Genomic DNA, 21,658 nt, shown 5'->3' with positions numbered 1-21,658 from the left:
GTACGTGTGGCGGTGGTGTCGGCTGGGGGAGGATCGGCGGTGCGGGTGCTCGGTGTCGACCCCGGCCTGACGAGGTGCGGGGTCGGCGTGGTGGAGGGTGTGCCGGGTCGGCCGTGCCGGCTGGTCGCGTACCACGTGGTGCAGACCGACCCGGCTGACGACCTGCCGGACCGACTGCTGTACCTCGACGAGCGGCTGACCGCCCTGGTCGCCGAACACCAGCCGCGCAGCGTGGCGGTCGAGCGGGTGTTCAGCCAGCACAACGTGCGTACCGTGATGGGCACCGCGCAGGCCAGCGCGGTGGCCGTGCTGACCGGCGCGCGGGCCGGGCTGCCGGTGCGGACCTACACCCCGAGCGAGGTGAAGGCGGCGGTGACCGGTTCCGGCCAGGCCGACAAGGCCCAGGTGACGGCGATGGTGACCCGGCTGCTGCGGCTGGACCGCCCGCCCCGCCCGGCGGACGCCGCCGACGCGCTCGCCCTGGCGATCTGCCACATCTGGCGAGGTGGTACGCATGACCGGCTGGCCGCCGCACAGCGGGCGGCCCGGAGCGGAGGGGCCCGATGATCGCGAGTCTGCGCGGGGTGGTGCTGGCGGTCGCGCCGGACAGTGCGGTGATCGAGATCGGCGGGGTCGGCCTGGCGGTGCACTGCGCCCCGGGCACCCTGGCCAACCTGCGGCCCGGCAGCCCGGCCCGGCTGGCCACCAGCCTGGTGGTCCGCGAGGACTCGCTCACCCTGTACGGCTTCGCCGACGACGACGAGAAGCAGCTGTTCGAGCTGCTGCAGACGGCCAGCGGGGTCGGGCCCCGGTTGGCCCAGGCGGTGCTGTCGGTGCTCACCCCGGACGCGGTGCGTAAGGCGATCGCGAACGCCGACACGGCGGCGCTGACCCGGGTGCCGGGGATCGGCAAGAAGGGCGCCGAGCGGCTGGTGCTGGAGTTGCGGGACCGGGTCGGGCCGGTGCCGGTGGGTGCCGACGGCGCGGCCGGGGTGACCGCCGGGGCCTGGCCGGAGCAGGTCCGGCAGGCGTTGGTCGGGCTCGGCTGGACCGCCGGGCAGGCCGACCAGGCGGTGGCCGCCGTGGCGGAGAGCCTGGACGGTCCGCCGCCGCCGGTCCCGGTGCTGCTCAAGCAGGCGATCAGATTGTTGGGTAAGAGCCGGTGAGTGACGACGTCGAGGGCCTGGTGTCGGCGTACGCCAGCGACGCCGAACGCGACGCGGAGGTCAGCGTCCGGCCGCGTCGGCTGGCCGAGTTCATCGCCCAGCACCGGGTCCGGGACCAGCTGGACCTGCTGCTGCGGGGTGCGATGGGCCGGGGGGCGCCGCCGGACCACATTCTGCTCAGCGGCCCGCCGGGGCTGGGCAAGACGACGTTGGCCAACATCGTCGCCGCCGAGTTGGGTTCGGGTATCCGGGTGACCAGCGGGCCGGCCATCGAACGCTCCGGTGACCTGGCGGCGATCCTGACCAGCCTGGCCGAGGGCGACGTGCTGTTCATCGACGAGATCCACCGGATCGCCCGGCCGGCCGAGGAGCTGCTCTACAGCGCGATGGAGGACTTCCGGGTCGACGTGGTGGTCGGCAAGGGGCCGGGGGCGACGGCGATTCCGCTGGACGTGGAGCCGTTCACCCTGGTCGGTGCGACCACCCGGGCCGGTCTGCTGACCGGGCCGATGCGGGACCGGTTCGGCTTCGTCGCACATCTGGACTTCTACGAGTCGACCGAGCTTGAGGTGCTGCTGACCCGGTCGGCGGGGATTCTCACGGTGCCGATCACGCCGGACGGGGCGGCGGAGATCGCCGGCCGGTCCCGGGGGACTCCGCGGATCGCCAACCGGCTGCTGCGCCGGGTCCGTGACTACGCCGAGGTGCGGGCGGCCGGGGTGGTCGACCGGGAGACCGCCCGGGCGGCGTTGGCCGTGTACGACGTCGACGAGCTGGGTCTGGACCGGCTGGACCGGGCGGTGCTGACCGCGTTGATCGGTTCGTTCGGTGGCGGCCCGGTCGGGTTGTCCACCCTGGCGGTGGCGGTGGGGGAGCAGCCGGACACGGTCGAGGAGGTCTGTGAGCCGTTCCTGGTGCGGGCGGGGCTGTTGGCCCGTACCCCCCGGGGGCGGGTGGCGACCGAGGCGACCTGGCGGCATTTCGGCCGGGTGCCGCCGCCGGGGACGCTCGGCGGTCCGGCCGTGCCGGGTGTTCAGTCCCGGGCTGGTACGGCAGGCGGCATGGCGTCCAATATGCCAGATTTATTCTCAGATGAGGCTTAGATTATCTCGTGATCTGAACGTGATCCGTGCCGATCCCAGAGTTCACAGTCACAGCGACTAGACTCGCCGCGGTCTGTACGGCACGTGAGATCTCGCCTCCGCAGAGCGCAACGGCGTCGCGAGTGGCTGACGAAAGGTTGTTGTTGTGTTCTTGGCGCAAGAGGGCGCGGGCGGCGCCAGCTTCATGCCCATCCTGATGATCGGCCTGCTCTTCGTCGTCATGTACTTCATGATGATCCGGCCGCAGCAGAAGCGGCGCCGCGAAGCCGAGCAGATGCAGTCGTCGATCAGCGCCGGCGACGAGGTCGTCACCATCGGCGGCCTGTACGGCACCGTGTCCAGCATGGACGACGAGACGGTGATGCTGGAGGTCTCGCCCGGCGTGCACGAGCGCTACGCCCGACCGGCGATCGCCCGGGTGGTGCCGAAGACCGACGCCAGCGCGACGACCGAGTCCGCCCCGGCGGACGAGGTGCCGACCAAGGACTGAGCCACCCCGGGTCGCCAGACCCGAGTTACATCGACGATACTGATCGTTGTGTTGCCGGTCACGACCGCTCGACCTGACGGTCGCGGCTGGTACGACGACCACCCCACCGCCGCTCGCACCAGTGGCACCAACCGCTGCCGCCCGGGGCACCAGCGGCCGAACCGCGCAGGGAGACAGGACCGCCGTGGCACCACCTCAGGGACAGATGCGCCCCGGGCGGCAACTCGCCGCACTCGGGCTCATCTTCGCCGTCCTCTACCTCATGGTGTTCTTCGCCGGAGCCAGCGGCAGCTGGCAGGACCGGCTGGAGCCCAAACTCGGCCTGGACCTGATCGGTGGCACCCGGGTCACCCTGGAGGCGACCACCGAGGACGGCAGCGCGCCGCCGGCCGCTTCGCTGGAGCGGGCCCGCGACATCATCGAGAACCGGGTGAACAGCCTCGGCGTCTCCGAGGCCGAGGTGGTCACCGAGGGCGACCGCAACATCGTCGTCTCGCTGCCCGGCCAGAACCGCGACCTGACCGAGATCGGTAACGCGGCCGAGCTGCGGTTCCGCAAGGTGCTCAAGGCCACCGACGGCGGTGAGCCGATCCAGCCGCAGCCGTCCCCGACGCCGAGCGAGGGCGCCGGCGAGGAGGGCGCCGACGCGTCGCCGTCGCCCGGTGCCTCGCCCGACGCGGAGGCGTCGCCGGAGGCGGAGGCGGAGCAGAGCCCAGCCGCCGGCGGCGAGGGCGGCATGGCCCAGCCGGATCCGACCGGCTCTGCCAGTCCTGAGGCCAGCCCCAGCCCCGAAGCGAGCCCGAGCGCGTCCCCGACGCCCGCCGCCGGCGCGGACGCCGACGGGCCGGCCGACCTCGCCGAGGTCCAGGCGAAGGTCGGCGAGGCGGCCTGGGCGGCGGCGACCGGCCTGCAGGCGCCGGCCGACTTCAGCGCCGACCCGACGCTGGCCGAGACCCTGGCCCCGTTCGGCGAGTTGACCCCGGCGGAGATCCGGGTGCTGCCGGCCGGCGTGCAGTTCAACGTGCCGTACGTGACCTGCGACAAGCTCCTGCTGCGCCAGGCCGGCTCGATCCGCGACGAGTCCCAGCAGGTCGTCGCCTGCGAGGGCCTGGTCAAGTACCTGCTGGACGAGGCGAAGGTGGTCGGCACCGACGTCAGCGACGCCAGCGGCGTACTCGACCAGACCACCAGCCAGTGGGTGGTCAGCCTCAACTTCACCGGCTCCGGCCAGCGCGCCTGGACCGAGCTGACCCGTGAGGCGTTCAACAACACCGACCAGGAGTGCGACGCGAGCGCGCTCGGCCAGGACGGCAAGTGCCGGGTCGCGGTGGTCCTCGACAACGAGGTGATCTCCTCACCGGAGATCCAGGGCGTACTCACCGGCGACTCGCAGATCACCGGCGACTTCACCAGCGCCACCGCCAACGAGCTGGCCAGCAACCTGCGATACGGTGCCCTGCCGCTGACCTTCGAGCCGCAGGAGGCGCAGAGCATCTCCGCGACGCTCGGCACCGAGCACCTGCGCGCCGGCCTGCTCGCCGCCGGCATCGGCATGCTGCTGGTTGCGGTCTACTCGTTCTTCTACTACCGGCTGCTCGGCATCGTGATCTTCCTCAGCCTGATCCTTTCGGCGCTGCTGGTCTTCGGCGCGATGGTGGTGCTCGGCCGGCAGATCGGTTTCACCCTCACCCTCGCCGGGATCGCCGGTCTGATCGTCTCGCTGGGTGTGGCGGCCGACTCGTTCGTGCTCTACTTCGAACGCCTCAAGGACGAGATACGTGAGGGTCGAAGTCCGCGCAGCGCGGTACCCCGGGCCTGGCTGCGGGCCCGGCGGACGATCATCTCGGCGAACGCCATCACCCTGATGGCGGCGGTCGTGCTCTACATCGTCTCGGTGGGCACGGTGAAGGGCTTCGCCTTCGCCCTCGGCCTGGCGACCGTGCTTGACCTGGTCGTGGTGTTCCTGTTCCGGCACCCGATCATGTCGATGCTGGCCCGGACCAAGGCGTTCCTGTCTCCCCGGGTCAGCGGCCTCGGCCGTGCGGTGAAGACCGAGGACGAGACCCCGATCCGCAACCCGCGCGTCAAGGAGGCCTGACATGAGCGGTTTCGCCGGACGCCTCTACCGGGGTGAGGCCAACCTTCCGATCGTCAGACGGCGCAACACCTGGTTCGTGATCGCCGCGGTGGTCGTGGTCCTCGCGATCGCGAGCGTCGCGATCCGCGGCTTCAACCTCGGCATCGACTTCCGCGGTGGCAACGAGTTCCAGGTGCCGGCGAGCGTCGGCACCCTGCTGCAGGCCGAGGACGCCCTCGACGCCGAGCTCGCCGAGCTGGACACCGAGGAGCCGCTCGAGGTGGTCTCCGGCCAGGAGGTCGGCGGTACCACCTACCTGTTCCGGACCGCAGAGCTCACCTCGGAGCAGACCGAAGCGTTCAAGCAGGGTCTCGCCGAGCGGCTCGGGATCGAGCAGGCGGCGATCAGCGACAGTCGGGTCAGCGGTGCCTGGGGTAGCCAGGTCACCCAGCGGGCGTTGCTCGGTCTGCTGGTCTTCATGGTGCTGGTCACCATCTACCTGGTGCTGCGGTTCGAGTACCGGATGGCGATCGCGGCCGTCGCCGGCCTGGTGCTCGACCTGCTGCTGACCGCCGGCATCTACTCGGCCTCCGGCTTCGAGGTCACCCCGTCGACGATCATCGGCTTCCTGACCATCCTCGGCTTCGCCCTCTACGACGTCGTGGTGGTCTTCGACAAGATCCAGGAGAACACCCGGGGCGTCACCGGCGGCAGCAGCCAGACGTACGGTGAGGCCGCCAACCTCGCGGTCAACCAGACCCTGATGCGGTCGATCAACACGTCGATCGTCGCGTTGCTGCCGGTCGGCGGGCTGCTGTTCATCGGCGCCGGGCTGCTCGGCGCCGGCACGCTCAAGGACCTCGGCCTGGTGCTGTTCGTCGGCATGGGCGCGGCCTTCTTCGTGTCGATCTTCGTTTCCTCGCCGCTGGTGACGGTGCTCAAGGAGCAGGAGCCGAAGTACAAGCTGCACACCCAGCGGGTGCAGGCCAAGCGGTCCTCGCTGGCGGAGCGGGACAGGGCGCCGAAGCGGTCGCGTACCAGCGCCGGTGCCTCGACCACGACGGCGGGCGACGAGCCGGCCGAGGTCGAGCCCGCCGCCGACGCCGCCCTGGCCGGCACCGCGCCGAAGGCCGGTGCCCGGCCGGCCGGCAAGCGCCAGTCCGGCGGCGGTCGCGGCGGCCGACCCGGCGGCGGGGGCCGTAAGCGCCCCAGCGGCGCGAAGCGTCGCTGACGATTCCCTCGGTGGTGTTCCGGAGGCACTGTCGCCGCCGGAACACCACCGGTCCCATCCGGCACGGAAAGGGCGCAAGGTGACGGAGACCGAGGCAGTGATCGTCGGGGACAGTGGGGCCGAGACGGCCGCGCTGGTGGCCAGTCGGGTGATCGACGTACCGGACTTCCCCAAACCTGGCATCGTCTTCAAGGACCTGATGCCGCTGTTCGCCGACGGGCCGGCGTTCCGGGAGATCACCGACCGGATCATCGCCCACCACGGAGCGGACTCCTTCGACGTGGTCGCCGGCATCGAGGCGCGGGGTTTCGTGCTGGCAGCGGCGATCGCGTACGCCACCGGCACCGGGGTGGTTCCGGTCCGCAAGGCCGGCAAGCTGCCCCGGGCATCGTTCTCCGCCTCGTACGCGTTGGAGTACGGCGAGGCGGTCCTGGAGGTGCATCAGGACGCCTTCACCGCCGGTCAGCGGGTCCTGGTGGTCGACGACGTGCTGGCCACCGGCGGAACCGCCGCCGCTACCCTGGACTTGGTCGACCGGGCCGGTGGCACGGTGGTGGGCTTCACCGTCCTGCTGGAGCTGGGTTTCCTCGCCGGGCGGGACCGGCTCTCGCCCCGGTCGGTGCACGCCGTGTGGCGGGTGTGAGCCGGCCGACCGAGCCGCTCGGCCGCCGGGCACAGCACCGTCTGGACGGGTAGTATTGCGGTCCCTGTCAGTCAGGGGCGCTGTCTCCTGGCTAGCGCGGTAGCAGCTCAGCCCGATACGGTCGGCTGAGTTCCGGCAGAGGTGAGGGAGGCCGGTGTCCCCCGACGTCGTCGCTCCTTCCATGGAGGGCACTGTGCATCCGACTGGCGAGGTCAACCCCACTGCGGGCGTGACCAACGACGAGGCGCCCAGCTCTGCCGTCAATTCGGGCGGCCCCGACGTCGCTGGCGAGCGCGGCGCCGCACCTGCGGCGGCGAACGGCGCGGGGTCTCCGGCGGCGAATGGTGCGGTCGACCACCCCGGCGCGGCAGCGGCCGGCAACGGTTTCGGCTTCAACGGTGCGCCGACCGGGCGTCGGGTACGGGCCCGGCTGGCCCGGTTCAACTCCCCCTGGCAGGCGCCGCACATCCCCGAGGTGCTGGAACCGCTGATCGCCACCCATCAGCAGAGCCATCCGAAGGCCGATCCGCGGGTGCTGCAGCGTGCCTTCGAGATGGCCTCCAAGTGGCACTCCGGGCAGTACCGCAAATCCGGCGATCCGTACATCACGCATCCGTTGGCGGTCGCCACCATCCTCGCCAATCTCGGCATGGACACCACGACGCTGGTCGCCGCGCTGCTGCACGACACGATCGAGGACACCGACTACACCCTCGACGAGATGCGCGCCGACTTCGGCGGTGAGGTGGCACTGCTGGTCGACGGGGTCACCAAGCTCGACCGGGTCAAGCTGGGCGACGCGGCCAAGGCCGAGACCATCCGCAAGATGGTGGTGGCGATGGCAAAGGACCCCCGGGTCTTGGTGATCAAACTCGCCGACCGGCTGCACAACATGCGGACGCTGACCTTCCTGCCCAAGGCGAAGCAGGAGCAGAAGGCCAAGGAGACCCTGGAGATCCTGGCGCCGCTGGCCCACCGGCTCGGTATGAACACCGTGAAGTGGGAGTTGGAGGATCTGGCCTTCGGCACGCTGTTCCCGAAACGGTACGAGGAGATCAACCGGCTGATCGGGGAGCACCAGCCGCAGCGCGACACCCAGCTGCGCAAGGTGACCCAGAAGGTGCAGGTCGACCTGCGCGCCGCGAAGATCAGGGCGGAGGTCACCGGCCGGCCGAAGCACCTCTACTCGATCTACCAGAAGATGATCGTCCGGGGGCGGGACTTCAACGACATCTACGACCTGGTCGGCGTACGCATCCTGGTCGACACGGTCCGCGACTGCTATGCGGCGCTCGGCGTGATCCACGCGAACTGGCAGCCGGTCCCCGGCCGGTTCAAGGACTACATCGCGATGCCGAAGTTCAACATGTACCAGTCGCTGCACACCACGGTGATCGGGCCCACCGGCAAGCCGGTGGAGATGCAGATCCGCACGTACGCGATGCACCGCACCGCCGAGTTCGGCATCGCCGCGCACTGGAAGTACAAGGAGCAGAAGGGCGCCACTGTCGTCGGCCCGCCGGCGCACATCGACGAGATGACCTGGCTGCGGCAACTGCTCGACTGGCAGCGGGAGGCGAGCGACCCGAGCGAGTTCCTCGACGCGCTGCGATTCGACCTGTCCAGCCAGGAGGTTTACGTCTTCACCCCCAAGGGCGACGTGATCCCGCTGCCCACCAGTTCCACGCCGGTCGACTTCGCCTACGCCGTGCACACCGAGGTGGGGCACAAGTGCATCGGGGCGCGGGTCAACGGCAAGCTGGTGCCGTTGGAGTCGACGCTGTCCAACGGCGACGTCATCGAGATTTTCACCTCCAAGTCGGCGACCGCCGGCCCGACCCAGGACTGGCTGGGCTTCGTCAAGAGCCCACGGGCCCGCACCAAGATTCGGCAGTACTTCAACAAGGAACGCCGCGAGGAGGCGATCGAGACCGGCAAGGACGCGATCGCCAAGGCGATGCGCAAGCAGGGCATGCCGTTGCAGCGGATGCTCACTACCGACTCGTTGATGGCGATCGCCCGTGACCTGCACCTGGCCGACGTCGCCGCGCTGTACGCGGCGGTTGGCGACAGCCAGGTGTCCGCGCAGTCGGTGGTGCAGCGGCTGATGGTCAGCCTCGGTGGTGAGGAAGGGGCCGCCGAGGACCTGGCCGAGTCGGCCGTCGCGACCCGCCCGCCCCGGGCGCGGCACAACGGCGCCGACCCCGGCGTGGTGGTACGCGGTGTCACCGACGTCTGGATCAAACTAGCCCGCTGCTGCACCCCGGTCCCGCCGGATACGGTGTTCGGCTTCGTCACCCGGTCCGGCGGCGTCAGTGTGCACCGCGACGACTGCTTCAACGCGGCCGAACTCAAGGCGCAGCAGGAGCGACTGGTCGAGGTCACCTGGAAGTTGACTTCGGCGTCGACGTTCCTCGTCGCCATTCAGGTCGAGGCGCTCGACCGACACAAGCTGCTGGCCGACGTGACCAGGATGCTCTCTGAGGAACGAGTGAACATCCTGTCGGCCACTGTGACCACCACCCGGGACCGGGTGGCGGTCAGCCGTTTCTCGTTCGAGATGGCCGACCCGAAGCACCTCGGTCATCTGCTCAACGCGGTCCGCAAGGTCGACGGCGTCTTCGACGCCTACCGGGTCACCTCCGGCACCTGACAGCAATGCGCCAGGGCATCGGGTGATGCCCTGGCGCACTGGTACCGGCTCGGCGGCGCTGCCGGTCGCCGAACCCGGTGGACTACTGCGGCTCGCTCACCGTCAACGAGTTGATCAGGATGTCGTTGTTGGGGTGGCCGCCGCCGGGCGACGGCTCGAACGCGCCGTCGTGACCGGCCTCGGTGGCCTCCTGGATGACGTCGAGGCCCTCGGTGACCCGGCCGAGCACGGTGTAGTCCGGGCTGAGCTCGACGTCCTGATAGATGAAGAAGAACTGGCTGCCATTGGTGTCCGGGCCGCTGTTGGCCATCGCCACCACCCCGGCCGGGTAGGCGGGCCGGTCGTCGACCGGCAGGTTCTCGTTGGCGAACTGGTAGCCGGGCCCGCCGGTGCCGTCGGTGTCCCGGTAGCCTTCGCCGCTGGCACTCGGGTCACCGCACTGCAGCATGCCGGGGAACATCCGGTGGCACTTGGTGTTGTCCCAGAACCCCTGGCTGGCCAGGTGGCTGAAGCTGGCCGCCGTGCACGGCACCTCGGCCAGGTCCATCTCCACCTGGATCTCACCGAAGTTGGTGTCCAGGGTCATCACCTGGGTGCCGGTGTCCGGCGGCGTGGTGGTCGGCGGCACGCCGACGTCCACGGTCGTCTCACGGCGCTGCTCGGTGGGGATCTCGTTCCACACGCAGGTCACGCCGGCGTCGCCGCCGTCGGCCTGGGGCGTGGTTTCGGTCTCGTCGTCCCCGAGGCTGGCGACCAGCCACACCGTGCCCGCGGCCACGAGCAGCAGGGCGACGCCGGCACCGATGCCGGCCTGCAACTGGCGGCGCTTGCGGGCCGCCTCGGCGCGCTGGGCCATCTCCTTTTCGAGGCGGGCCCGAGCCGCGGCACGCTGCCGCTCCCTGGTCGACGTCACGGTGGATCCTCCTGGATTCGGGTTGTCTGGTCTGGTCAGGACTGGCCGGCGGTGCCGTCGGCGCCCTCCGCGTCCGGCTCGGTGGCCGACGGGTCGGTGGTGGTCGCCGGTGCCGACGCGCTCGGGTCGGTCGACGGGGTCGCCTCGGTCTCGTCGGCCCCGATCGGCTCGCCGACGGTCAGGCTCTGGATGACCACGTCGGTCTCCGGCTTCACCTGGGCGCCGGCGGCGTTGTTGACCAGTGGGAGCGCACCGATCGCCTCGACCGTGTCCATCCCCGAGGTCACCTTGCCGATGATCGGGTACGAGGGGAACTCGGTGGTGTAGTCCTCAAAAAAGATCTTGAACTGGCTGCCGTTGGTGCCCTGCGGCACACCGACCGCGACGACCGTGCCGGCCGGGTAGAGCGGCGGATGGTCGGCCAGCTCCTCCGTCGGGTCGGCCGACGGGTCCAGCTGCGGCGAGACTGGCACGTTCTCGCTGTAGTACGAGTACGTCGGCCCGCCCTGCCCGGTGCCGCTCGGGTCGCCGCACAGGATCGCGCCCTCGTCGGTGATCTCGTGGCAGGTCGTGTCGTCAAAGAAGTTGCGGCTGGCCAGGTGGGTGAAGTTGGCGGCGGCGCACGGTGCGGCGGCCAGGTCGAGCTCGACGGTGATCGGCTCACCCTGGTTGGTGGTGATCGTCATCGGCTGGACCCCGCGGTGCGGCGGGTCGGTGGTCTCCGGCGTGCCGACGTCGGTGAGGTTGCTGTTGGCGGCCGTGTCCTGCGGGGTCCAGGTGCAGATGCCGGCGGCCTCCGGAGTTTCCGGCTCGCCCTCGAAGGCACCGAGCGCCCAGGCCGAGCCGCCGGCGATGAGCAGCAGCGCGAGGCCGGCGCCCACGCCGGCGCGGATCCGCCGCTTGCGCCGGGCCGCGGCGGCACGCCGGGCCATCTGCCGGTCGAGCTTCGCCCGCGCCAATTTGCGCTGCCGGTCCCTGCTGGAGGCCACCCGCGCTCCCCTTTCCTGATCAATCCCTGCGCCGTGCGGCGGGTCGGTACGTGTCCTGCGGAGGGCGTGCCGGACCCGGGCGCCATTGCGGTGCGCCACGCCACACGCCCGCAAGAGTGTACGGGTATCGGCTGGGAAATTGTTGTACGAGGTCCGCTCTGTATCCAATCGGAGATCATCGCTGCCGTCACGGCCTGGGCAGGGCCGGCGGGTGTGCCCTGGCGGCCCGGCGTGTCCTGGCGGCTAGGCTCGACGAGGAGACGATTCCGGCGGCCCGCGCGGGCCGGCCTACCGAGAGGAGAGGCGTGCTCATCACCGGCTTCCCGGCGCAGGCGTTCGGCACCAACTGCTACGTGGTGGCCGCCGGGCCGGGCGAGCAGTGCGTCGTCGTCGATCCCGGCATCGGGGTGCTCGACCAGCTGGACCAGGTGCTGGCCGAGCACCGGCTGCATCCGGCGGCGGTGCTGCTCACCCACGGCCATGTTGACCACACCTTCTCGGTCGCGCCGGTCTGTGGGGCGCGTGGCATCACCGCGTACGTGCATCCGGGCGACCGGGAGTTGCTGGCCGACCCGGCCAAGGGCCTGTCGGCGGACCTGGCGGCGATGTTCGGCGGCCGGCTGCCGTACAGCGAACCGGACGACGTGGCCGAGTTGACCGACGGTGCCACGCTGGTGCTCGCCGGGTTGGAGATCACTGTCGACCACGCCCCCGGCCACACCGGAGGCTCGGTGCTGCTCCGGCTGCCCGGCGCCGGCTCGGCCTGGGAGGCCGAGCAGGTCTGCCTCTCCGGTGACGTGCTGTTCGCCGGCTCGATCGGCCGTACCGATCTGCCCGGCGGCAGTATGCCGACGATGTTGACCAGCTTGCGCGACAAGGTTCTGCCGTTGGCCGACGACACCGTGGTGCTGCCCGGCCACGGCCCGGCCACCACCATCGGCCGGGAGCGCATGAGCAACCCGTATCTCCAGGAGGTCGCCCGCGCGGCCGCGCCCCACCCGCACGAGGCTGCCGGCGGCTGCACCGCCGCCTCGGCCCGACGTACCGGACTGTGACAAGGACACCTTGATGAGCAAGCCCAGGCCGATCTCCGGCTTCCCGGAGTGGTCGCCCCCGCAGCGGATGATCGAGCAGTACGTCATCGACCGGCTGCGGCACACCTTCGAGCTGTACGGGTTCGCGCCGCTGGAGACCCGCGCGGTGGAGCCGCTGGACCAGCTGCTGCGCAAGGGGGAAACCTCGAAGGAGGTCTACCTGCTGCGCCGGCTGCAGGCCGATCCGGGTGCCGAGGCCGGTGACGACGCCCTCGGGCTGCACTTTGACCTGACCGTGCCGTTCGCCCGCTACGTGCTGGAGAACGCCGGCAAACTGCAGTTCCCGTTCCGCCGCTACCAGATTCAGAAGGTGTGGCGCGGCGAACGGCCGCAGGAGGGCCGCTACCGCGAGTTCCTGCAGGCCGACATCGACATCGTCGACCGCGACGAGCTGGCCCCGCACCACGAGGCCGAGCTGCCGCTGGTCATCGGCGACGCGCTGGCCAGCCTGCCGATCCCGCCGGTGCGGATCCAGGTGAACAACCGCAAGGTCTGCGAGGGCTTCTACCGGGGGATCGGGCTGACCGACCCGGATGCGGCGCTGCGGGCGATCGACAAACTGGACAAGGTCGGCCCGCAGCGGGTGGCCGAGCTACTGGCCGAGACGGCCGGTGCGAACGACAGCCAGGCGAAGGCCTGCCTGTCGCTGGCGGAGATCTCCGCGCCGGACGTCTCGGTCGCCGACGCGGTACGTGGCCTCGGCGTCGAGCACCCGTTGCTCGATGAAGGGCTCACCGAGCTGGTCGCGGTGCTGGAGACGGCGGCCGCGCACGCGCCCGGCCTGTGCGTCGCCGACCTGCGCATCGCCCGGGGTCTGGACTACTACACCGGTACGGTCTACGAGACCCAGCTGCAGGGGTACGAGCGGTTCGGCTCGATCTGCTCGGGTGGCCGCTACGACGATCTCGCCTCGGCCGGGGCGGACCGCTTTCCCGGCGTCGGCATCTCGATCGGGGTGTCCCGGCTGCTGGGGCTGCTGTTCGGCGCCGACGCGTTGGCGATCTCCCGGCTGGTGCCGACCTGTGTGCTGGTGGCGTTGCCGGCCGAGTCCGACCGGCCGACCGGCAACCGGGTGGCCGACGCGCTGCGTCGGCGGGGAATCGCCACCGAGGTGTCACCGTCGGCGGCCAAGTTCGGCAAGCAGATCCGGTACGCCCAGCGCCGCGACATCCCGTACGTCTGGTTCCTCGGGGTCGACGGTGAGCCGGACAGCGTCAAGGACATCCGCTCGGGGGATCAGGTGCCGGCAGCTGCGGACGCCTGGTCACCGCCGTCGGTGGACCTCCGGCCAGCGGTGTCCGGCAAGTCGGCATAGCGGACATACGGCGGCGATAGCCGCAAGATCGTCGGGGAAAGTGGCGGCTCGGCGTGACATAACCTACGGTTGCGTAAGTTACGCTGTCGTAGGTTGCCCCGGTAGGGAGAACGTCATTGACCGTCGCCGCCACCACCCCGATGTCCCAGACCGCGCTGCTCGTCGAGCTCGAACCGGTGGTCGCCGAGAACCTCGACCGGCACCTCGGCCTGGCGAAAGAGTGGTTCCCGCACGAGTACGTGCCGTGGAGCGACGGACGGACCTTCGACGGCCCGCTCGGCGGTGAACCCTGGTCGCCGGAGGACTCGCAGATCCCAGACGTCGCCCGTACCGCGTTGATCGTCAACCTGCTCACCGAGGACAACCTGCCCTCGTACCACCACGAGATCGCCACCCTGTTCGGTCGCGACGGTGCCTGGGGCACCTGGGTGCACCGGTGGACCGCCGAGGAGGGCCGGCACGGCACCGCCATCCGGGACTACCTCACCGTCACCCGGGCGGTCGACCCGGTCGAGCTGGAGCGGGCCCGGATGGTGCACATGTCCAACGGGTACGTTAACCAGCACGACGACGAGGTGCTGCACTCGCTGGCGTACGTGTCGTTCCAGGAGCTGGCCACCCGGATCTCACACCGCAACACCGGCCGAGCCACCGGTGACCCGCTCTGCGAGCGGCTGCTGGCCCGGGTCGCCGCCGACGAGAACCTGCACATGATGTTCTACCGCAACCTGCTCGGCGCGGCGTTCGAGCTGGCGCCGAGCCAGGCGATGCGGGCGGTGGCGGACGTGGTCGCCAACTTCCAGATGCCGGGCGTGGGCATCGAGGGCTTCGCCCGAAAGTCGGTGGCGATCGCCATGGCCGGCATCTACGACCTGCGTCAGCACCGCGACGAGGTGCTCGCGCCGGTGCTGCGCCAGTGGGACATCTGGAACGTCACCGGGCTGGACGCCGACGGCGAGGCGGCCCGGGACCAGATCGCCGCGCAGATGACCCAACTGGACACCGCCGCGTCCCGGTTCGAGACCCGGCGGGAGGAACGGCGCGCCCGCGGCCGGTAAGTGCCGTCGCGGCGCTTCAGGAACGGTGAGTACGGGTCCCGTGGCTGGTCGGCCACGGGACCTTCGTCGTGTGTAGCCCGTCCACCGTGTCTGTCCTAGTTGCTGACCGCACAGCCGTTCAGGTTCGTTGTGAGACGGGCTTAACGCGTTGGAAATCGATGGGTCGAGATTCATGAAACCCAGCGTCCCTACGTTTCGTGGCACCACGATTTCGGCTGAAGGGGAGTTGGATGCCACGACGCTTCCGGGGCGGCCTCGCCGCACTCTGTATATTGTCGACATTGGTTGCCGCGACCGCCTGTGCGGAGGACCCCACGTCCTCGGCCGGTGGCGGCGGTGACTCCGACACCATCAAGGTCGGTATCCTGCACTCGCTGAGCGGCACCATGGCGATCAGCGAGGTCACCGTACGCGACGCAGAGTTGCTCGCGATCGAGGAGATCAACGCCGCCGGTGGCGTGCTGGGCAAGCAGATCGAACCCGTCGTCGAGGACGGCGCGTCGGACTGGCCCACCTTCGCCGAGAAGGCGCAGAAGCTCATATCCCAGGACAAGGTCGCCACCGTCTTCGGTGGCTGGACGTCGGCCAGCCGCAAGGCGATGCTGCCGGTCTTCGAACGCAACAAGGCGCTGCTGTGGTACCCGGTGCAGTACGAAGGGCTGGAGAGCTCCGAGTACATCTTCTACACCGGGGCCACCACCAACCAGCAGATCGTCCCGGCCCTGGACTACCTCGCCGAGCAGGGCCATCAGACGATCTTCCTGGTCGGCAGCGACTACGTCTTCCCACGTACCGCCAACAAGATCATCACCGCGTACGCCGAGGCCAACGGCATGCAGATCGTCGGCGAGGAGTACACCCCGCTGGGCCACACCGAGTACAGCACCGTGGTCAACAAGCTGCAGCAGGCCCAGCCCGACGCGGTGTTCAACACCCTCAACGGCGACAGCAACGTCGCCTTCTTCAAGCAACTGACCAGCGTCGGCGTCACCGCCGAGACGATGCCGACCGTGTCGGTCAGCGTCGCCGAGGAGGAGGTCGTCGGCATCGGCCCGGACAACGTCGCCGGCCATTTGGTGGCCTGGAACTACTACCAGACCACCGAAGGCGAGCGGAACACCGCCTTCGTCGAGGCATTCAAGGCCAAGTACGGGGCGGAGAAGGTCACCTCCGACCCGATGGAGGCCGGCTACAACGCGGTCTACCTGTGGGCGGCGGCGGTCGAGGCGGCCGGCAGCACCGACGTCGAGGCGGTCAAGGAGGCCGCCGGCGGGATCAGCATCGAGGCCCCGGAAGGCACCGTCACCATCGACGGCGACAACCAGCACGTCTACAAGACGGCCCGGATCGGCGTGGTGCAGCCCGACGGCCAGATCCAGGAGGTGTGGAACTCCGGTGAACCGATCAAGCCGGACCCGTACCTGACCGGCTACGACTGGGCCGAAGGCCTGTCCTGACCGGTCGGTAGCAAGCGGAGGGAGGTGCCCGCCATGGCGGTACTCAACCAACTGGTCATCGGCGCGAGCATCGGAGCGGTGCTGCTCCTGATCGCGCTGGGACTGACGTTCACCTTCGGACAGATGGGCGTCATCAACATGGCCCACGGGGAGTTCATCCTGGCGGGCGCCTACACCGCGTACATGATGCAGGGGCTGGTCGGGGCGCAGGCCGTCCCGGCCGCCTTGCCGGTCGCGTTCCTCATCGCCGGCACCATGGGCCTGATCCTGGAACGACTGGTGATCCGGCGGTTCTACGGTAGGCCGCTGGACACCCTGCTGCTCACCTTCGGCGTCAGCCTGATCCTGCAGCAACTGGCCCGGGACATCTTCGGTGCGCCGAACGTGCAGGTCACCGCGCCCGGCTGGCTCACCGGCGGGATCGACGTGGCCGGCGTACAGCTGCCGTACAACCGGATCTTCATCATGGCCCTCGCGGTCGGCTGCGTGGTGGCGATCTCGCTCTACCTGAGCAAACTGTCCTACGGCCGCCGGATGCGGGCGGTGATGCAGAACCGCGAACTCGCCGCGGTGACCGGGGTGGCCACCCAGCGGGTCGACCAGCTCACCTTCTTCATCGGCTCCGGCCTGGCCGGCGTCGCCGGGGTGGCGCTGACCCTGATCGGCCCGGTCGGGCCGTCGCTGGGCACCTACTACATCGTGGACGCGTTCCTCGTCGTCGTCGCCGGAGGGCTCGGACAACTGCGCGGGGCGGTGATCGCGGCGGTCGCCCTCGGCGTGATCAACAGCTTCGTCGAATTCTGGACCGATGCGAGTCTGGCCAAGGTGGTGGTCTTCGCGGTGACCGTGGCCTTCCTCCAGTTCCGTCCGCAGGGCATGTTCGTCCTCCGTTCCCGGGCGCTGACATGAGCGCCGCCCGGACGACCGACCCCGCCGCACGGCCGGCAACCCGCTTCGCCGCCCGCTGGCCCGGACCGGTCGGCTTCGTCGCCGTCGGCGTGCTGCTGCTGGTCGTGGCACCGCTGGTGCTCAGCCCGTTCCGGCTCGACCTACTGGCCAAGTACCTCTGCTACGCGATCGTCGCGGTCGGCATCTACCTCGCCTGGGGGCGCGGCGGCATGCTGACCCTCGGGCAGGGCGTGTTCTTCGGCCTCGGCGGCTACGCGATGGGCATGCACCTCAAACTCACCGACGCCGGTGAGGGCAACCTGCCCGACTTCATGGTGTGGAGCGGCGTGGAGACCCTACCGGCCATCTGGGGGCCGTTCCGCAACCCGGCGTTCGCCCTGGTCATGGTGGTCGTGCTGCCCACCGTGGTGGCGCTGATCCTGGGCACCCTGGTGTTCCGCCAGCGGGTACGCGGCGCCTACTTCGCCGTACTGTCCCAGGCCCTGGCCGCCGCCTTCGTGATCCTGCTGGTCGGGCAGCAGGGCCTGACCGGCGGCACCAACGGCCTGACCAACATGCAGTTCTTCTTCGGCCTCGACCTGTACGACCCGACGCAGAAGCGGATCGTCTACTCCCTCGCCGTCGGCGCGCTCGGCCTGGTGTTCCTCGCCGCCTGGCAGCTCACCCACTCCCGGTTCGGCAAGCTGCTGGTCGCCATCCGCGACGGCGAGGACCGGGTCCGGTTCCTCGGCTACGACCCGGCCGTGGTGAAGACCATCGTGTACGCGCTGTCGGCGGCCATGGCCGGCATCGCCGGCGCGCTGTTCGTGCCGGTGGTCGGCATCCTCGGCCCGGCCGACCTCGGCGTCGTGCCGTCGATCGAGATGCTGGTCGCGGTCGCCATCGGCGGGCGGTTCTCGCTGGTCGGTGCGGTCGGCGGGGCGATCCTGTTCAACTACGGCAGTACGGTGCTCAGCGAACAGTGGCCGTCCGGCTGGCTCTACCTGCTCGGTGGCCTGTTCATCGCGGTGATGATGTGGGCGCCGCGCGGCCTCGCCGGGCTGCTCGCCGACGGCTGGGCGGCGGTACGGCACCGCTGGCCCGGCCGTGCCGGACCAGCCGCACCGGTCTCCCCGGCGGCCGGCGCGGACGGCGCGGCCACCGACGCCGCCGGGCGACCGGCGGAGACCACCGTCGGGGTCGGAGGTGCGAAACCGTGAGCGGCAAACTGGAGGTACGCGGCCTCGACGTCGTCTTCGACGGCTTCCGGGCGATCAGCGACCTCGACCTGACCGTCGAGCCGGGGGAACTGCGCTTCCTGATCGGCCCCAACGGTGCCGGCAAGACCACCCTGATCGATGTGGTGACCGGCAGGACCAAGCCGGCGTCCGGGTCGGTGCGGTTCAACGGCCAGGAACTCGTCGGCCAGCGGGAACACCGGATCGTCCGGCTCGGCATCGGCCGGACCTTCCAGACTTCGGTGGTGTTCGAGCAGCTCACCGTGTTGGACAATCTCGATCTGGCGGCCAGCTTCCGCCGGCGGATGGTCGGCCTGCTGCGTCGCCGCCGGGGTGTCTCCGACCAGGTGTCGCGGGCGCTGGACACCACTGGCCTGTCCGACCTGGCGTACCGGCCGGCCGGGGTGCTCTCCCACGGGCAGCGCCAGTGGCTGGAGATCGGCATGCTGATCGTGCAGGAGCCAAGCCTGCTGCTGCTCGACGAGCCGGTGGCCGGGATGAGCCGCAGCGAACGCGACCGTACCGGTGAGCTGCTGCGCGAGGTCGCCAAGGACCACACGGTGATGGTCATCGAGCACGACATGGAGTTCCTGCGCCGGTTCGCCAGCACCGTCACGGTGCTGCACGAGGGCCGACTGCTCTGCGAGGGCACCGTCGCTCAGGTGCAGGCCGACCCCCGGGTGCAGCAGGTCTACCTCGGGCGCAGCCGGGACGAGACCGACGAACCCGCCGGGTCGCCGGCCGCCGCGCAGGGATCCCCGATCGTCCAGGAGGCGTCGTCGTGAGTGCCATGTTGACCGTCGAGTCACTCGACGTCGCGTACGGCCGGGCCCAGGTGCTCTTCGAGGTCGACCTGCAGGCCCCGGCCGGTGCGTTGGTCTGTGTGATGGGGCGCAACGGGGTCGGCAAGACCACGCTGCTGAAGGCGATCACCGGGGTGCTGCCGGTGCGAGCCGGCCGGGTCACCTTCGAGGGGCGCGACATCACCAAACTACGCACGCACGAGCGGGTTCGCCTCGGGCTGGGCTACGTGCCGCAGGGCCACGAGACCTTTCCACAGTTGACCGTCGCGGAGAACCTGCAGGTCGCGGTCGAGGCGGCGCGGACCGACAAGTCCAGCGTCGACGAGGCCCTCGACCTGTTCCCGGCGCTGCGGGGCCTGCTGCGACGCCGGGCCGGGTTCCTCTCCGGCGGTCAGCAGCAGCAGTTGGCGATCGCCCGCGCACTGGTCACCCGGCCGAAGATGCTGCTGCTCGACGAGCCGACCGAAGGCATCCAGCCGTCGATCATCGTCGAGATCGAGGAGGCGATCGAACGGCTGCACTCCGAGGCCGGGCTGGCGATCCTGCTGGTCGAGCAGTACCTCGAACTGGCGCTGCGGCTGGCCGACCAGTTCGTCATCCTCGACGCTGGCGAGGTGGTCCGGGCCGGCGACAAGGAGGACCTGCGCGACGAGTCGGTCCGCCAACTGCTCTCGGTCTGACCTACGTTTTCAGGTCGCCGCGTCGCGTTCGGCGGCGTCGATAGCGGCGTCGGTGACCCAGAACATGCCGACCAGCAGGCTGAGCGCCAACCCGCCCATGATCGCGAACACCGCGCGGAGACCGAACACCTCGGCCAGCAGCCCGCCGGTGCCGGCACCCAGCGGCATGCTGCCCCAGGCGAGCATCCGGTACCCGCTGTTGACCCGGCCCAGCAGCCGGTCCGGGGTGATCCGCTGGCGCAGCGACACCGTGATCACGTTCCAGGTGGCGACCAGGATGCCGCCGCCGAAGAAGACCGCGCCGAGCACGACCGCGTTGGTGCTCAGCGCCGGCGCGCCGACCAGACCGGCACACGCGACCACTGACACCCAGAGAGCCCGAGCCCGGCCGAGTCGGCGCTCGATCCGAGCGGCGACCAACGAGCCGAGCACGATACCGGCGGCGACCGTGGTCAGCAGCAAACCGTAGGTGGGCTCGGTCAGCCCCATCGCCGACCCGGGGCCGACCGCGTAGAGCACCAGCACCCCGAAGACGGCGTTGGTGGTGAAGTTGCTGACGCCGACCATCACCGCGAGGGTGCGTAGCAGCCGGTGCCTCCAGAGGAAGCCCAGCCCTTCGGCGATCTCGGCGCGCATCGTAGTGGATGCGGCCCGTTCGACCCGGAAGTGACCACCCACCAGCAGCAGCGTCGCGACGGCAGCGGCCCACAGCCCGGCCGGCCCGGCCACGGCGACGGCCGCGCTGGCGGCGACCAGGAACCCAGCCAGTGGCGGGCCGATGAACTGGTTGGCGGTCATCTCGGCGGCGTGCAGCCGCCCGTTCGCGCGGGGCAGCAGGACGCGCGGCACCAACTGCGGCAGGATCGACTGGGCCGAGGTGTCGTAGATGGTCTCGGCGACGCCGACGCTGAACGCAATGGCGTAGAGCAGCCAGATCGAGCCGAGGTCGAGCACCATGGTCAGGGCCAGCGCGCCGGCTACCCCGGCGCGGAAGGTGTTGGCGGCGAGCATCACCCGGCGCCGGTCGAGCCGGTCGACGAGCGCGCCGGCCGGCAGCGCGAAGAGCAGCCAGGGCAGGGAGAACGCCACCGCGACCCCGGCCACCAGCGCGGGCGAGCTGGTGTAGCCGATCGCGACTAGCGGCAGCCCGATCTTCACGATCCCGTCGGCGAGGTTGGAGACCACCGATGCCGACCACAGCCGCCAGAAGCGGCCGCCAAGGCGCTGCGGGTCGACACTCACCCGCGCGATGATGTCAGCGGCGGGCAAGGAACCGGCCGGCCGGGCGGTCTCAGCTGGCTGGCGGTAGCTCGAACAGTAGACAGGACGAGGTGGCGTGGGCGGCCAGCCGGCCGGCGGCGTCGGTCAGCTTCGCCTCGGCGTACGCGGTGCGCCGCCCACGCTGCACGACGGTGCCCTCGCAGCGCAGCGTGCCCGAGGCGAGCGTCACCGGGCGCAGGAACTTCACGTTCAGGTCGATCGAGGTGTAGCTCGTCCCGGCCGGCAGCACGGAGTGCACCGCGCAGCCGGCTGCGGTGTCCAGCAGGGTCGAGAGGATGCCACCGTGCACCGTGCCCAGGGCGTTGTAGTGGAACTCCTGCGGGGTCAGCACGGTGACCACCCGGCCGTGCTCGGGCTCCAACCCTTCGAGGCCCAGCATCACCATCACCGGCGGGGCGGGGATCGCACCGGAGGCCATCGCCCGCAGCTGGCCCAGCCCGTCGAGGCCGTTCAACGCCGCCAGCCGCACCGTGGCGGGGTCGGTCCACGAGAAGGTACGGCTGCGCTGCGCCGTGTCCGGCGCCGGCTGCTGAGTCTGTGTCATGGACGCAGCCTGGCAGCCAGTTGCTAGGTCTGTCA

20 protein-coding genes are annotated in these 21,658 nt (G+C 70.3%); 16 read left to right on the top strand and 4 right to left on the bottom strand.

What is annotated here, in order from left to right:
• Nucleotides 1-39: 39 nt before the first annotated feature.
• The 8 genes from ruvC (at nucleotide 40) to ACFHWU_RS06425 (ending at nucleotide 9,363) form a co-directional block, all read left to right on the top strand.
• The gene (gene ruvC, locus ACFHWU_RS06460) at nucleotides 40-567 is read left to right on the top strand and encodes a crossover junction endodeoxyribonuclease RuvC (RefSeq protein WP_416556796.1); all 528 of its coding nucleotides are present in this window, start codon (nucleotides 40-42) and stop codon (nucleotides 565-567) included.
• Nucleotides 564-1,166, top strand: coding sequence for a Holliday junction branch migration protein RuvA (gene ruvA, locus ACFHWU_RS06455; RefSeq protein ID WP_416590068.1), 603 nt, complete (start codon nucleotides 564-566; stop codon nucleotides 1,164-1,166). Before ruvC ends, ruvA begins: the two co-directional genes overlap by 4 nt.
• Nucleotides 1,163-2,269 (top strand): Holliday junction branch migration DNA helicase RuvB, encoded by a 1,107-nt coding sequence (gene ruvB, locus ACFHWU_RS06450; RefSeq protein ID WP_416590067.1) that lies wholly within the window; start codon nucleotides 1,163-1,165, stop codon nucleotides 2,267-2,269. The genes ruvA and ruvB overlap by 4 nt, the downstream gene beginning before the upstream one ends.
• A 145-nt stretch (nucleotides 2,270-2,414) precedes the next feature.
• Nucleotides 2,415-2,759, top strand: coding sequence for a preprotein translocase subunit YajC (gene yajC, locus ACFHWU_RS06445; protein ID WP_416556794.1), 345 nt, complete (start codon nucleotides 2,415-2,417; stop codon nucleotides 2,757-2,759).
• A gap of 184 nt (nucleotides 2,760-2,943) precedes the next feature.
• Nucleotides 2,944-4,857 (top strand): protein translocase subunit SecD, encoded by a 1,914-nt coding sequence (gene secD, locus ACFHWU_RS06440; RefSeq protein WP_416556793.1) that lies wholly within the window; start codon nucleotides 2,944-2,946, stop codon nucleotides 4,855-4,857.
• A 1-nt stretch (nucleotide 4,858) separates the two neighbouring features.
• Complete coding sequence (gene secF / locus ACFHWU_RS06435) at nucleotides 4,859-6,067, top strand: protein translocase subunit SecF (protein ID WP_416556792.1); 1,209 nt, start codon at nucleotides 4,859-4,861, stop codon at nucleotides 6,065-6,067.
• A 79-nt stretch (nucleotides 6,068-6,146) separates the two neighbouring features.
• The gene (locus tag ACFHWU_RS06430) at nucleotides 6,147-6,710 is read left to right on the top strand and encodes an adenine phosphoribosyltransferase (protein ID WP_416556791.1); all 564 of its coding nucleotides are present in this window, start codon (nucleotides 6,147-6,149) and stop codon (nucleotides 6,708-6,710) included.
• Nucleotides 6,711-6,891: 181 nt separating this feature from the next.
• A complete protein-coding gene (locus tag ACFHWU_RS06425; protein WP_416556814.1) occupies nucleotides 6,892-9,363 on the top strand; it encodes a RelA/SpoT family protein in 2,472 nt (823 codons plus the stop codon).
• 82 nt (nucleotides 9,364-9,445) lie between these two features.
• Here the strand turns inward: ACFHWU_RS06425 and ACFHWU_RS06420 are convergent, their stop codons facing one another.
• Both ACFHWU_RS06420 and ACFHWU_RS06415 read right to left on the bottom strand, forming a co-directional pair.
• On the bottom strand, nucleotides 9,446-10,276 hold the full coding sequence (locus tag ACFHWU_RS06420) for a peptidylprolyl isomerase (protein WP_416556790.1): 831 nt from the start codon (nucleotides 10,274-10,276) through the stop codon (nucleotides 9,446-9,448).
• 35 nt (nucleotides 10,277-10,311) lie between these two features.
• Nucleotides 10,312-11,265: a peptidylprolyl isomerase gene (locus tag ACFHWU_RS06415; RefSeq protein WP_416556789.1), complete on the bottom strand. Its 954-nt coding sequence runs from the start codon at nucleotides 11,263-11,265 to the stop codon at nucleotides 10,312-10,314.
• A gap of 305 nt (nucleotides 11,266-11,570) precedes the next feature.
• Between ACFHWU_RS06415 and ACFHWU_RS06410 the strand changes: the two genes are divergently transcribed.
• The 8 genes from ACFHWU_RS06410 to urtE all read left to right on the top strand — a co-directional run bounded on the left by ACFHWU_RS06410 (nucleotide 11,571) and on the right by urtE (nucleotide 19,798).
• A complete protein-coding gene (locus tag ACFHWU_RS06410) occupies nucleotides 11,571-12,320 on the top strand; it encodes an MBL fold metallo-hydrolase (protein WP_416556788.1) in 750 nt (249 codons plus the stop codon).
• Nucleotides 12,321-12,333: 13 nt separating this feature from the next.
• The gene (hisS, locus tag ACFHWU_RS06405; RefSeq protein WP_416556787.1) at nucleotides 12,334-13,674 is read left to right on the top strand and encodes a histidine--tRNA ligase; all 1,341 of its coding nucleotides are present in this window, start codon (nucleotides 12,334-12,336) and stop codon (nucleotides 13,672-13,674) included.
• Between the two features lie 140 nt (nucleotides 13,675-13,814).
• Nucleotides 13,815-14,732 carry an acyl-ACP desaturase gene (locus ACFHWU_RS06400; protein ID WP_416556812.1) on the top strand — a complete coding sequence of 306 codons (918 nt, stop codon included), beginning with the start codon at nucleotides 13,815-13,817 and terminating at the stop codon, nucleotides 14,730-14,732.
• A gap of 230 nt (nucleotides 14,733-14,962) precedes the next feature.
• On the top strand, nucleotides 14,963-16,189 hold the full coding sequence (gene urtA / locus ACFHWU_RS06395; RefSeq protein ID WP_123601119.1) for an urea ABC transporter substrate-binding protein: 1,227 nt from the start codon (nucleotides 14,963-14,965) through the stop codon (nucleotides 16,187-16,189).
• 33 nt (nucleotides 16,190-16,222) lie between these two features.
• Nucleotides 16,223-17,098: an urea ABC transporter permease subunit UrtB gene (urtB, locus tag ACFHWU_RS06390; RefSeq protein ID WP_416590066.1), complete on the top strand. Its 876-nt coding sequence runs from the start codon at nucleotides 16,223-16,225 to the stop codon at nucleotides 17,096-17,098.
• Complete coding sequence (gene urtC / locus ACFHWU_RS06385; RefSeq protein WP_416590065.1) at nucleotides 17,095-18,297, top strand: urea ABC transporter permease subunit UrtC; 1,203 nt, start codon at nucleotides 17,095-17,097, stop codon at nucleotides 18,295-18,297. Before urtB ends, urtC begins: the two co-directional genes overlap by 4 nt.
• Nucleotides 18,294-19,100: an urea ABC transporter ATP-binding protein UrtD gene (gene urtD / locus ACFHWU_RS06380; protein ID WP_416590064.1), complete on the top strand. Its 807-nt coding sequence runs from the start codon at nucleotides 18,294-18,296 to the stop codon at nucleotides 19,098-19,100. Before urtC ends, urtD begins: the two co-directional genes overlap by 4 nt.
• Before the next feature lie 5 nt (nucleotides 19,101-19,105).
• Entirely contained in the window at nucleotides 19,106-19,798 is a 693-nt protein-coding gene (urtE, locus tag ACFHWU_RS06375; RefSeq protein ID WP_416590095.1) for an urea ABC transporter ATP-binding subunit UrtE, read from the top strand.
• 9 nt (nucleotides 19,799-19,807) lie between these two features.
• Here urtE and ACFHWU_RS06370 read toward each other — a convergent pair whose 3' ends face one another.
• Together ACFHWU_RS06370 and ACFHWU_RS06365 are read right to left on the bottom strand one after the other, a co-directional pair.
• Complete coding sequence (locus tag ACFHWU_RS06370) at nucleotides 19,808-21,067, bottom strand: MFS transporter (RefSeq protein WP_416590063.1); 1,260 nt, start codon at nucleotides 21,065-21,067, stop codon at nucleotides 19,808-19,810.
• A gap of 22 nt (nucleotides 21,068-21,089) precedes the next feature.
• On the bottom strand, nucleotides 21,090-21,623 hold the full coding sequence (locus ACFHWU_RS06365) for a PaaI family thioesterase (RefSeq protein WP_416590062.1): 534 nt from the start codon (nucleotides 21,621-21,623) through the stop codon (nucleotides 21,090-21,092).
• Between the last annotated feature and the right edge of the window lie 35 nt (nucleotides 21,624-21,658).

Source organism: Micromonospora sp. LOL_015 (assembly GCF_048060275.1).
In the GTDB taxonomy this organism is placed as follows: Bacteria; Actinomycetota; Actinomycetes; order Mycobacteriales; family Micromonosporaceae; genus Micromonospora_E.
Note: the sequence above shows the minus strand (reverse complement) of the source record. Positions and strands in the feature narration are given on the sequence as shown.

Coding starts and splice junctions, on each gene's coding strand:
- urtB (WP_416590066.1), top strand. CDS start 16,223: ATGGCGGTACTCAACCAACTGGTCATCGGCGCGAGCATCGGAGCGGTG.
- urtC (WP_416590065.1), top strand. CDS start 17,095: ATGAGCGCCGCCCGGACGACCGACCCCGCCGCACGGCCGGCAACCCGC.
- ruvA (WP_416590068.1), top strand. CDS start 564: ATGATCGCGAGTCTGCGCGGGGTGGTGCTGGCGGTCGCGCCGGACAGT.
- urtA (WP_123601119.1), top strand. CDS start 14,963: ATGCCACGACGCTTCCGGGGCGGCCTCGCCGCACTCTGTATATTGTCG.
- urtE (WP_416590095.1), top strand. CDS start 19,106: ATGTTGACCGTCGAGTCACTCGACGTCGCGTACGGCCGGGCCCAGGTG.
- ACFHWU_RS06365 (WP_416590062.1), bottom strand. CDS start 21,623: ATGACACAGACTCAGCAGCCGGCGCCGGACACGGCGCAGCGCAGCCGT.
- hisS (WP_416556787.1), top strand. CDS start 12,334: ATGAGCAAGCCCAGGCCGATCTCCGGCTTCCCGGAGTGGTCGCCCCCG.
- ACFHWU_RS06400 (WP_416556812.1), top strand. CDS start 13,815: ATGTCCCAGACCGCGCTGCTCGTCGAGCTCGAACCGGTGGTCGCCGAG.
- ACFHWU_RS06425 (WP_416556814.1), top strand. CDS start 6,892: ATGGAGGGCACTGTGCATCCGACTGGCGAGGTCAACCCCACTGCGGGC.
- secF (WP_416556792.1), top strand. CDS start 4,859: ATGAGCGGTTTCGCCGGACGCCTCTACCGGGGTGAGGCCAACCTTCCG.